The organism is Streptomyces ferrugineus (assembly GCF_015160855.1).
In the GTDB taxonomy this organism is placed as follows: Bacteria; Actinomycetota; Actinomycetes; order Streptomycetales; family Streptomycetaceae; genus Streptomyces; species Streptomyces ferrugineus.
Window position 1 is genome coordinate 9,386,031 of sequence record NZ_CP063373.1, and the last position, 11,478, is coordinate 9,397,508.

The window sequence follows — 11,478 nt, forward strand, 5'->3', positions numbered from 1 at the left end:
TCACCGTAGAACCGGCGCTACTCCCCGAGCAGGGCCCGCACCCGGTCCTGCCCCACCGCGAGCAGCAGCGTGGGCAGCCGCGGCCCCGTGTCCCGCCCCACCAGCAGGTGGTACAGCAGCGCGAAGAACGCCCGCTGAGCGGTCTTGATCTCGGCCGGCAGCTCCTTGGGAGTGGCGTCCGCGGAGAACCCGGCCTGCACCTTGGGCACGCCGTACACGAGGTGGGTCAGCCCGTCCAGCGACCAGTGCGACTCCAGCCCGTCGAGCAGCAGCCGCAGCGACTGCTGGGAGGCCTCGTCGAGGGACTTCAGCAGCTCGGCGTCGGGCTCGTCGCGCACGACGGTCCGCTGGTCGGCGGGGACCTGGGTGTTGATCCAGGCCTCGGCCTTGTCGTACCGCGGCCGGGCCTCGTCCAGCGCCCCCAGCGGGTTCTCCGGGTCGAGTTCGGAGAGGATCCGCAGCGCCTGGTCCTCGTGCCCGGCGGTGATGTCGGCGACCGAGGCGAGGGTCCGGTACGGCAGCGGGCGCGCGGTACGCGGCAGCTCACCGCCGGCGGTGCGCACCGCGCGCGAGTGCGCGGCGACATCGGCGGGCAGGGCGGACCCGTCCGCCACCTTCCCGTCGAGCTTGTCCCACTCGTCGTACAGCCGCTGGATCTCCTGATCGAAGGCGATCTTGAAGGACTGGTTGGGCCTGCGCCGGGCATAGAGCCACCGCAGGAGCTGCGGCTCCATGATCTTCAGGGCGTCGGCGGGGGTGGGCACCCCGCCCCGCGAGGACGACATCTTCGCCATCCCGGAGATCCCCACGAAGGCGTACATGGGCCCGATGGGCTGCTTGCCGCCGAAGATCCCGACGATCTGGCCCCCGACCTGGAAGGAGGACCCGGGGGAGGAATGATCGACGCCGCTCGGCTCGAACACGACCCCCTCGTAGGCCCACCGCATGGGCCAGTCGACCTTCCAGACCAGCTTGCCGCGGTTGAACTCGTTCAGCCGGACGGTCTCCGAGAAGCCGCACTCGTTGCAGGTGTACGACAGCTCGGTGGTGTCGTCGATGTACGAGGTGACGGTGGTGAGGTCCTTCTCGCAGTTGCCGCAGTAGGGCTTGTACGGGAAGTACCCGGCGGAGCCGGAGCTGCCGTCGTCCTCGCCGGCCGCCCCCGACCCCTCGGCGGCCTCCAGCTCGGCCTCGTCGACCGGCTTCTGCGACTTCTTGGCGCCGCCCTTGGGCTTGGTGCGGTACTGGGCGAGTACGGCGTCGATGTCGCCGCGGTGCTTCATGGCGTGCAGGATCTGCTCGCGGTACACACCGGAGGTGTACTGAGCGGTCTGGCTGATCCCGTCGAACTCCACGCCGAGCTCGGCGAGCGATTCGACCATCGCCGCCTTGAAGTGCTCGGCCCAGTTCGGATATGACGACCCCTGCGGCGCCGGCACGGAGGTCAGCGGCTTGCCGATGTGCTGGGCGTGGGACTCCTCGGAGACGCCGGCGATGCCCTTGGGCACCTTGCGGTACCGGTCGTAGTCGTCCCAGGAGATCAGATGCCGGACCTGATACCCGCGCCGCCTGATCTCGTCGGCGACGAGGTGCGGCGTCATGACCTCGCGCAGGTTGCCCAGGTGGATGGGGCCGGACGGGGAGAGGCCCGACGCGACGACGACCGGTTTGCCCGGGGCCCGACGCTCCGACTCCTCGATGACCTCATCCGCGAAACGGGAGACCCAGTCGGTGGTCTCGGTGCTCTGAGCCACGATCGGCACGTCCTTCTTTCTGAACGGGTGACGCTCCATTGTCACAGACCCGCGTGCGCCGGAAAAACGGCTTTACCCCCCATGGGATACTGACTCTGTCTATCCATCCCCACGAGGAGAACGGCACCCATTCCTATGGCCCCGGTCACATCCCTCAGCGACTCCGTCAACAAGCAGCTCGCCGACGCCCTCGCTTCCGCCCTCCCGGAAGCCGACGGAGTCGACCCGCTGCTGCGACGTAGCGACCGGGCCGACTTCCAGGCGAACGGCATTCTGGCGCTCGCCAAGAAGGCGAAGGCGAACCCTCGTGACCTGGCGACGCAGGTCGTCTCCCAGGTGGTCACCGGTGACGTGATCAAGGACATCGAAGTCTCGGGCCCCGGCTTCCTGAACGTGACGATCACGGACAAGTCGATCACCGAGAACCTCGCGGCCCGGTACGCCGACCCGGACCGTCTCGGCGTACCCCAAGCGGAGCGTCCCGGCACCACGGTCATCGACTACGCCCAGCCGAACGTGGCGAAGGAGATGCACGTGGGCCACCTGCGCTCCGCGGTGATCGGCGACTCGGCGGCCCAGCTCCTGGAGTTCACCGGCGAGACCGTGGTCCGGCGCCACCACATCGGCGACTGGGGCACCCAGTTCGGCATGCTCATCCAGTACCTGGACGAGCACCCGCACGAGCTGGACCACAAGGAGGGCGAGGACCTCCAGCAGTCCGGCCAGGCGGCGATGTCGAACCTCGACCGGCTGTACAAGGCGGCGCGGCGGAAGTTCGACGCGGACGAGGAGTTCAAGACCCGCGCCCGGCGCCGGGTGGTCGACCTGCAGTCCGGCGACCCGCACACCCTCGCCACGTGGCAGAAGTTCGTGGACGAGTCGAAGATCTACTTCTTCTCCGTCTTCGAGAAGCTGGACATGGAGATCCGCGACCCCGACATCGTCGGCGAGTCCGGCTACAACGACATGCTCGCGGAGACCTGCCGCCTGCTGGAGGAGTCGGGCGTCGCGGTCCGCTCCGAGGGCGCGCTGTGCGTGTTCTTCGACGACATCAAGGGCCCGGACGGCAACCCGGTCCCGCTGATCGTGCAGAAGTCGGACGGCGGCTACGGCTACGCGGCCACCGACCTCTCCGCGATCCGCGACAGGGTCTTCAACCTCAAGGCGAACCGCCTCGTCTACGTCGTCGATGCCCGTCAGTCGCTGCACTTCAAGATGGTCTTCGAGACGGCACGCAGGGCGGGCTGGCTGGGCGATGTCTGGCTGGACGACGACGTGAAGGCGTACCAGCTCGCCTTCGGCACGGTCCTCGGCAAGGACGGCAAGCCGTTCAAGACGCGTGAGGGCGAGACGGTCCGGCTGGTGGACCTGCTGGACGAGGCGATCGACCGCGCCACGGCCGTCGTACGGGAGAAGGACACCCTCGGTCAGCTCTCCGAGGAGGAGATCGCCGAGCGGGGTGCCCAGGTGGGCATCGGCGCGGTGAAGTACGCGGACCTGTCGACGTCGGCGAACCGGGACTACAAGTTCGACCTGGACCAGATGGTCTCGCTGAACGGCGACACGTCGGTCTACCTGCAGTACGCCTACGCCCGTATCCAGTCGATCCTGCGCAAGGCCGGCGACGTACGGCCCGCCGCGCACCCGGAGCTGGAGCTGCACCCGGCGGAGCGGGCCCTGGGTCTGCACGTGGACGGGTTCGCGGAGACGGTGGCCGAGGCGGCCGCGGAGTACGCCCCGCACAAGATGGCGGCGTACCTGTACCAGCTGGCGTCGCTGTACACGTCCTTCTACGACAAGTGCCCGGTGCTGAAGGCCGAGACGGCCGAGCAGGTCGAGAACCGCCTGTTCCTGTGCGACGTGACGGCCCGCACCCTGCACCGGGGCATGGCCCTGCTGGGCATCCGGACGCCCGAGCGGCTCTGAGCGACGGCAACGGGCCGCGGCCCGTCCTCTCCCCCGAGGGAGGACGGGCCGCGGTGTGTGCGCGATCGTCAGATCGGCTCAGCAGCCGGTGGCGTTGAACTTCGAGAACGCGGACCTGGTCTCCGGTCCGGCGATCCCGTCCACGTCGAGGTGGTAGCCGAAGATGTCGCCGAAGAGGTTCAGGTAGCGCTGCAGCGCCCTGATCGTGTTGGGCCCGACGACTCCGTCGACGGTGCCGGCGTTGTGTCCCCTTGCATTGAGGAAACGCTGCGCCGCCTTCCAGCTGTTGGTGCCCAGCTGGCCGTCGATCGTGCCGGGGCTGTAACCCCGGTCGCGCAGCCAGCACTGCCAGTTCTTGGCCCGCTGGGTGCTCAGGCCGAGGTTGTTCACGGCGAGGACGGAGACGTCCTGGGCGCTCACCGCGGGCTTGGCGGCGGGCTGGGACGCCGCGAAGCCGGTGCCCGCGGCCGCCACCGTTCCGGCGGCGAGCCCGATGACGGCGGTGAGGCTGACGACGGTCCTCGTCAACGCGTTCGAACGCATTCTTCCCCCTTGGGGTCGTGGGACGGCACTCGACGTGCCGCCGGCTGACGAATCGAGAGTGCGCGGCGGGTGGCGCGGCTTGCCACAGTTGCCGCAGAAGTGACGTCATCGCGGGATGTCCCGGCCTCTGACCTGCATGGACACCGCCCGTCGGGACGTCACGGCGAGACGTCCGGGATGGGCGTTGGCTGATTCCTTACCGGTGCGGGAACCTGATTCCGGTGTGGGCCGTGGATGCTGATGCAGAATGCGACAGGGCACGAACCCGCATGGGGGGAACATGTCGCGTTGGGCAGCGCTGCCCGCGGAACTGGATCCGCGCGTACGGCAACTGGTCGTGCGCCTGCGCCGGCTGAAGGACCACAGCGGTCTGAGCCTGCGGCAGTTGGCGGCGCGGACCGGATACAGCCAGAAGTCGTGGGAACGGTATCTGGGCGGCAGATCCCTGCCCGCCCGGGAGGCCGTCGAGGCGCTGGCCCGGGTGGCGGGCGAGGATCCGACGCGCCTGCTGGCGCTGCACGAGGTCGCCGAGGAGGCGTGGGGGAACAGCCGCGCCGACGCGGAGGCGCCGACAGGGCCGGAGATCCTCGCCACCGACTCCGCCGAGGCCATCGGGACGCGTTCGCCCGGCCGTTCGCTGCGCATCGCGCTCGTGGCGGGAGCGGTCGCGCTGGTGCTGGCGGTCTCCACGGCCGTCCTCCTCGTCGTACGACTGGGCGGCGAGGCGGAGGAGCGGCCCACGACGTCCCGCCCCGCTGCCGCCGCGTCGGCAACCGCCCCGGCCGCGGGGGCGACACCCACGTACACCTGCCGCATCGAGCGGATCGACGGCCGCTGGTACGCGGGCCTCAGCCACACCCGGGACGCCATCGTGGCGTACGGCCACGCGGGGCCGATGGTGGCCGAGGCGCAGTGCCTGCTGCGCCGGGCGGGCATCTCGCCGGGCACCGTCGACGGGATCTTCGGCCCGAAGACGGAACGCGCGGTCAAGCAGGCGCAGCGGCGGGCGGAGCTGGTCGTGGACGGCATCATCGGGCCGCACACCTGGAAGGTGTTACGGCGATGACGACGACGCCGTCCCCGGAGCGGGCCCGGCTGGCCGCCTCGTTACGGGAGTTGAAGGGGCGGACCGGTCTGAGTCTGGCCGGGCTCGCGGCGAAGACCGCGTTCAGCAAGTCGTCCTGGGACCGCTACCTCAACGGCAGGACGCTCCCGCCGCGCGAGGCGGTGCAGGAACTGTGCCGGCTCGCCGGGGAGCGGGAGGGGCGCTGTCTGGCCCTGTGGGAGATCGCGGAGTCGGAGGGGAGCGGGCGGGCGACGGCGCAGGAGGCGCGCGGTCCCACGTCGCCCTCTCCTCCCGACGAGGCGACGCCCGGCGGGAGCGCCGACGACGACGGCGCCATGCACCGCAGGGCGACGGTCGTGGCGGTGCTCGCGTCGGTGTGCGCCGTGGCGGTCGGGGGCATCGCCGCGGTGGTCCTCCTGCTGCCGAACCGGGGCGGCGAACCGCGCGCTTCGCTGTCGCCGCCCCCGGCCGTGACCGGGCCGCGCTGCCAGGGTGAGGTGTGCGAGGGCAAGAGCGCCATGCGGATGCGGTGCGCGGGCGGGCCGGAGACCCTCGGCCAGCACCGGACCGCCTCCGGCGCCTGGCTGGAACTGCGTTACAGCCGGGAGTGCGGGACGAGTTGGGCCCGGATGTGGGCGACGCGCATCGGCGACCGGCTCGACATGACGGCGTCCGGTGGCGAGGGCGGCGACGCCGGTGCCGATCGGGTGCGCAGCGCGGAGGTCGAGAACGGCATCGACGCGGCCAACTACGTCTACACCTCCATGACCGTGGCCCGCCCCGGAGCCGTCGTCCGGGCCTGCTTCCACCCGGCCGCGGGCGGCGAGGAGTGTTTCGACAGGCGTGTGACGAGGTGAGGGCGCGTTGTCAGTGGCTGCCCCTACAGTCACCGGCATGGCGACACTTCCGAACCCCCTGCCGAGGCTCGCTTCCCTCGGTCTGCCCCTTCCGCTCGGAGGCCTGGTCCAGGCCACGGTCGACGGGCCGTGGCACGAGCCGCTGCTGTGGCTGGCGGACGACCGGGCGGATCCCGGCGACTGGGCCGCGCTCGGGCGGACGGCACCGGCCGTGGGCCTGCTTCCGATCGTGCTCGACGTCGGCGCCGGCCATGACGGCCCGGAGCTGTGGGCGTTGATGCCCGGCGAGATGTCGTACCCCGGGGATCACGACGCCGAGGAGGTGCTGGAGGAGTTCTGGGACGAGTGCGCGGACGACGACGCGCACTGGCCGGGCCTGGCCGCCACCGAGACCCCCGAGAACGCCGAGGGCGCCGACTCCGCCCCGGACCCGGAATCCGTCGCCTCCGACATCGTGGACGCCCTCCTCGACGGCGGCGGCCCCCTCAAGGACCCGCGTCTCGCCCTGGTCCCGGCCCGCCGCAGCGCCGACATCCCCACGGCGATCGGCTGGACGGGCCCGGCGAACCACGAGAGCGACACCGGCCGGCTGTCCGCGGTGCTCCGCTCCTGGGAGGACCGCTTCGGCATACGGGTCGTGGCGCTCGGCTTCGACACCCTGCTGGTGTCGGTCGCCGCCCCGCCCACCACCCTGGCCGAGGCGGAGGCCCTGGCCGCCGAGCACCTGGCGTTCTGCCCGGACAACATCTGGCAGAGCAGCGACACCACGCTCCGCGCCTACGCCGAGAACCGGCTCCTCAACCAGCCGGCCTGGCACTTCTGGTGGGACTGACGGCACACCCTCGCGCTCGACGACGGTCCCGTGCCAGTCGACGACCTCGAAGCCGGGCCGCTCGTGCGGCCCTCGGAGACTCAGCCCCGCAACCCCTCCCCCAGCCTCCGCAGCCCCTCCCCGATCTCCTGCGGCGACTGCGTCACGAAGCAGAGCCGCAGCGTCGCCCGGTCCGGCTCGCCCGCGTAGAAGGGCGCTCCGGGCACGTAGGCGACATCGTGCCGCACCACCTCGGGCAGCAGCTCCGTCGTGTCGTACGACCGCGGAAGCCGGGCCCACAGGAACATGCCGCCCTCGGGCCGGTTCCAGGTCGACCCCTCCGGCAGCGCCGTCGCCAGCCCCGCCAGCATGGCGTCACGGCGCTCGCGGTAGACGTCCCTGACCCGGGCCACATGGGTGTCGAGGGTGCCGAGACAGCGGGCGGCGGCGAGCTGGTTGAGGGTCGGGGTGTGCAGGTCGGCCGCCTGCTTGGCGACGGCGCAGGCCCGCCGCAGCGCGGCCGGGGCGCGCAGCCAGCCCAGCCGCAGGCCGGGAGCCATCACCTTGGAGAAGGAGCCGAGCAGCGCCGTACGGTCCTCGGCGCCGGGGCACGCGGCGATCCAGGGCACGCGCTCCCCCTCGTAGCGCAGTTCGCCGTACGGATCGTCCTCGACGATCCACACCCCGCACCGTGCGGCGGCCTCGGCGACGGCCGCCCTGCGCTCGGCGGGCAGGGTCCGGCCGGTCGGGTTCTGGAAGGTGGGCACGGTGTAGAAGAGCTTCGGCCGCTCCCGCACCACCAGTTCCTCCAGCGCCCGCGGATCCACCCCGTCCGCATCGCCCGGCACGGCCACGATCCGGGCTCCCGCGAGGCCGAAGGCCTGAAGTGCCGCCAGATAGCAGGGGTCTTCGACGAGGACGGTGTCCCCGGGTTCCAGCAGCGCGGTGGCCAGCAGGGACAGCCCCTGCTGGGAGCCGGTGGTGACGAGGAGGTCGTCGGCGTCGGTCCCGAGCCCTCGCGCCGACATGCGGGCGGCGAGCCCGGTACGCAGACTCGGCTCGCCCTCCGTCGTGGAGTACTGCAGGGCCGACGCCGGGGTCTCGGCGAGCACGTCCCGGAAGGCGGCGGCGATGGCGTCCCGGTCGAACAGCTCGGGCGCCGGCAGCCCGCCCGCGAAGTTGATCACCTCGGGCCGGGCGGTGACGGCGAGGATGTCCCGCACGGGCGAACCACCGACAGCCCCGGTCCGCGCCGCCAGCGACGGCACGGCGGCTGGGGCGGGTCTGGGCGCGGGCTCGATGACGGTCATGACGCGGCTCCTTGGGCTACGGCGACGGGCGGGACGGCTCTTGCCGGGCAGCCTAGAGAACTAAATGTCGCCTACAAGCAGATTTCCGCGATCCGGACCGCGCACCCCGCGCTCCGCCCCGCACACCGCCCCACACCCGCGCCCGCCACGCCGCACCCGAGTCTCCCGGCGTCCCACTCCACCCCACCGGGACATACCATCCGCGCAGGTCAGAGACGGTCCCACCGCACGAGCGTCCCGAATTCCCGGCCGAAGGTGGCAACCGGGAGGGATGATCACGCAGGCTGGGGTCCGACCCCAACCCCCACCCAAGGAGAGGGCCACCCCATGTCCGCGTCCGCGCCCGTGTCCGCATCCCCGGCCCGTCGCCCCCGCGCCCGGCTGCTCGCCGCCACGCTGGTGACGATCGCCGCGCTCACGCTCACCGCGTGCGAGGACGGCCACGGCCTGCGCGACGAGGGCCCGTCGACCCCGACCAGCCCGACCCCGACCAGCCCGACCCCGACCAGCCCGACCCCGACCAGCCCGACCCCGACCAGCCCGACCGCGACGACGCCCGGGACGCCGTCACCGTCGGACACCCCGTGACGACGCCCTCCACCGGGCCGCCCCTCGCTACCGGCCCAGCCGCTGCGCGACCTCCGTCGCCCAGTAGGTGAGGATGTTGCGCGCACCGGCCCGCTTGATGCCGGTCAGCGTCTCGAGGATCGCCCGGTCCCGGTCGATCCAGCCCTTCTCGGCGGCGGCCTCGACCATCGAGTACTCACCGGAGATCTGATAGGCGGCGACCGGCACGTCCACGGCGTCCGCGACCCGCGCCAGGATGTCGAGGTAGGGCCCGGCGGGCTTGACCATCACCATGTCGGCGCCCTCTTCGAGGTCGAGGGCCAGCTCCCGCATCGACTCCCGCGCATTGGCGGGGTCCTGCTGATACGTCTTCCGATCGCCCTTCAGCGACGAGGCGACGGCCTCCCGGAAGGGCCCGTAGAAGGCGGAGGCGTACTTGGCGGTGTAGGCGAGGATCGCGACGTCCTCCCGCCCGATCTGGTCGAGCGCATCGCGAACGACGCCGATCTGCCCGTCCATCATCCCGCTGGGCCCCACGACATGGGCCCCCGCGTCGGCCTGCACCTGCGCCATCTCGGCGTACCGCTCGAGGGTGGCGTCGTTGTCGACCCGCCCGTCGGCGTCGAGCACCCCACAGTGCCCGTGATCGACGGTCTCGTCGAGGCACAGGTCGGACATGACGAGCAGTTCGTCCCCCACCTCGGCCCGCACGTCCCGGATGGCGACCTGCAGAATCCCGTCCGGATCGGTACCGGGCGTCCCGAGGGCGTCCTTCTTCGCCTCCTCCGGCACCCCGAACAGCATGATCCCGGAGACACCGGCCGCCACCGCCTCCGCCGCGGCCTTCTTCAGGCTGTCCCGGGTGTGCTGCACGACCCCCGGCATGGCGGCGATCGGCACCGGCTCGCTGACTCCCTCGCGCACGAAGGCCGGGAGGATGAGGTCGGCGGGGTGCAGCCGGGTCTCGGCGACCATGCGCCGCATGACGGGGCTGGTCCGCAGACGCCGCGGCCGAGTACCGGGGAAGGATCCGTACGTCGTCATGCCACCTACGCTACGCCCGCCCCGGCGACGCCTTTGCCGACGGCAAGTCGGAACGCGGGCCCGGAATCCGGCGGCCCGGCATGCGGTGAGGACACGCCCGGCCCATCCTGAAAGAAGGCCCGGGAACCTCTGGACCCCTCCGTACGCACACCACGGAGGCGATGATGACCACCGCCCACCACAACACCCCCTTCCTCTTCGCCCTTTCGGACATCCACGGCCCGGTCCTGCGCCCCGGCGACGACGGTTACGCCGACGAGGTCATTGGCTTCAACCTGGCCGCACTGCACACGCCGGACGTGGTCGTGGGCGCGACGGGCGCCGACGACGTCGTGGCGGCCCTGCGCTGGGCGACGGCCACCGGCACGCCGGTCGCGGTCCAGGCGACGGGCCACGGCGCGAACTTCCCGATCGACCACGGCCTGCTGATCAGCACGGCCCGCATGACCGACGTACGGATCGACCCGGCGCAGCGCCTCGCCACCATCGCGGCCGGCGCGAAGTGGCGGCATGTCCTGGACGCGGCCGCACTCCACGGCCTGGCCGCGCTCGCCGGGACGTCCACGGACGCGGGCGCGGTCGGCTACACGCTGGGCGGCGGGCTCCCCGTGCTGGGCAGGGCCTACGGCTACGCGGCCGACATGGTCCGCTCCTTCCAGGTCGCCACGCCCGACGGCACGCTGCGCGAGTGCGACGCCGACCACGAGCCGGAGCTGTTCTGGGCGCTGCGCGGCGGCAAGGGCAACGTCGGCGTCGTCACCTCCATGACGTGCGAACTGCTCCCCCTGCCCACGATCCTGGGCGGCGGGGTCTACTGCCCCGGCGAGCACGCCGAGACCGTGCTGCGCACGTGGGCCGACTGGACACGGACGGTCCCGGACGAGATGTGCAGCGCCTTCACCCTCCTACGGCTGCCACCCATCCCGGAGATCCCCGAACCCCTGCGCGGCGGCTTCTGGGCCCGCGTCGCCATCGCCTGGCCAGGAGACCCCGCCGAGGGAGAGCGCCTCCTCGCCCCTGTCCGCGAGGCGGCACCGGTGGCGGTCGACACGGTCGAGGAGATGCCGTACGCGGCCCTGGACCGCATCCACATGGAGCCACAGGACCCGTTGCCGGCCCGCGAGGCGTGCGCCCTGCTGCGCGACCTGACCCCCGACGCCATCCGCACCTTCCTGGCCGAGGCGGGCCCCGAGGTGCCCGACCACCCTCTCCTCATGGTGGAGATCCGCCACATGGGAGGCGCCCTGTCCCGCCCCGCCCGCCAGGACGACGCGATCTGCGCCCGGGACGCGGACTACATCCTGGAAACGGTGGGCGTTCTGGCCGCCCCACCAGCGGCCCAGGCGATCGAACAGGCCACGGCATCCCTGTACACCGCGATGTCCCCCTACGGCACGGGCCACACGATGGTCAACCTGCACGGCACCCCGGGCGACGACACCGACCGAGCCCGACCCTGGACCCCGGAGGTCTACCACCGCCTGCGCCAGGACAAGTCAACCTACGACCCGGCAAACCTGCTCCGCTTCGGCCACACGGTGTCCCCGTAGAAACACCCCGTCCGGCGTGCGGGTCTGGGGACACGCAGCCCCCAGACCCC

General features: G+C 71.9%; 10 protein-coding genes. 6 read left to right on the forward strand and 4 right to left on the reverse strand.

Annotated features, from left to right (window positions below):
* Positions 1-17: 17 nt before the first annotated feature.
* A complete protein-coding gene (gene lysS / locus IM697_RS41715) occupies positions 18-1,763 on the reverse strand; it encodes a lysine--tRNA ligase (protein ID WP_194042324.1) in 1,746 nt (581 codons plus the stop codon).
* Between the two features lie 126 nt (positions 1,764-1,889).
* On the opposite strand from lysS, the gene argS reads away from it, so the two are divergent.
* Positions 1,890-3,680 carry an arginine--tRNA ligase gene (gene argS / locus IM697_RS41720; RefSeq protein ID WP_194042326.1) on the forward strand — a complete coding sequence of 597 codons (1,791 nt, stop codon included), beginning with the start codon at positions 1,890-1,892 and terminating at the stop codon, positions 3,678-3,680.
* A gap of 78 nt (positions 3,681-3,758) precedes the next feature.
* Here argS and IM697_RS41725 read toward each other — a convergent pair whose 3' ends face one another.
* Positions 3,759-4,223 (reverse strand): peptidoglycan-binding domain-containing protein, encoded by a 465-nt coding sequence (locus IM697_RS41725; RefSeq protein ID WP_194042328.1) that lies wholly within the window; start codon positions 4,221-4,223, stop codon positions 3,759-3,761.
* 280 nt (positions 4,224-4,503) lie between these two features.
* Here IM697_RS41725 and IM697_RS41730 point away from each other — a divergent pair, with 280 nt between their 5' ends.
* From IM697_RS41730 to IM697_RS41740, 3 genes are read left to right on the forward strand one after another with little or no spacing between them, the layout of a single operon-like run.
* Positions 4,504-5,289, forward strand: a complete 786-nt coding sequence (locus tag IM697_RS41730) for a peptidoglycan-binding protein (RefSeq protein ID WP_194042330.1) — start codon at positions 4,504-4,506, stop codon at positions 5,287-5,289.
* On the forward strand, positions 5,286-6,146 hold the full coding sequence (locus tag IM697_RS41735) for a helix-turn-helix domain-containing protein (RefSeq protein ID WP_194042332.1): 861 nt from the start codon (positions 5,286-5,288) through the stop codon (positions 6,144-6,146). The genes IM697_RS41730 and IM697_RS41735 overlap by 4 nt, the downstream gene beginning before the upstream one ends.
* A gap of 37 nt (positions 6,147-6,183) precedes the next feature.
* Positions 6,184-6,978, forward strand: coding sequence for a DUF4253 domain-containing protein (locus IM697_RS41740; protein ID WP_194042334.1), 795 nt, complete (start codon positions 6,184-6,186; stop codon positions 6,976-6,978).
* Positions 6,979-7,058: 80 nt separating this feature from the next.
* Here IM697_RS41740 and IM697_RS41745 read toward each other — a convergent pair whose 3' ends face one another.
* Positions 7,059-8,267 carry an aminotransferase-like domain-containing protein gene (locus IM697_RS41745; protein ID WP_194042336.1) on the reverse strand — a complete coding sequence of 403 codons (1,209 nt, stop codon included), beginning with the start codon at positions 8,265-8,267 and terminating at the stop codon, positions 7,059-7,061.
* Between the two features lie 327 nt (positions 8,268-8,594).
* Here IM697_RS41745 and IM697_RS41750 point away from each other — a divergent pair, with 327 nt between their 5' ends.
* The gene (locus IM697_RS41750) at positions 8,595-8,855 is read left to right on the forward strand and encodes a hypothetical protein (RefSeq protein ID WP_194042338.1); all 261 of its coding nucleotides are present in this window, start codon (positions 8,595-8,597) and stop codon (positions 8,853-8,855) included.
* 27 nt (positions 8,856-8,882) lie between these two features.
* Here the strand turns inward: IM697_RS41750 and hemB are convergent, their stop codons facing one another.
* Positions 8,883-9,878 (reverse strand): porphobilinogen synthase, encoded by a 996-nt coding sequence (hemB, locus tag IM697_RS41755; protein ID WP_194042341.1) that lies wholly within the window; start codon positions 9,876-9,878, stop codon positions 8,883-8,885.
* 161 nt (positions 9,879-10,039) lie between these two features.
* Between hemB and IM697_RS45635 the strand changes: the two genes are divergently transcribed.
* Positions 10,040-11,428 (forward strand): FAD-binding oxidoreductase, encoded by a 1,389-nt coding sequence (locus tag IM697_RS45635; RefSeq protein ID WP_265582693.1) that lies wholly within the window; start codon positions 10,040-10,042, stop codon positions 11,426-11,428.
* Positions 11,429-11,478: the final 50 nt, after the last annotated feature.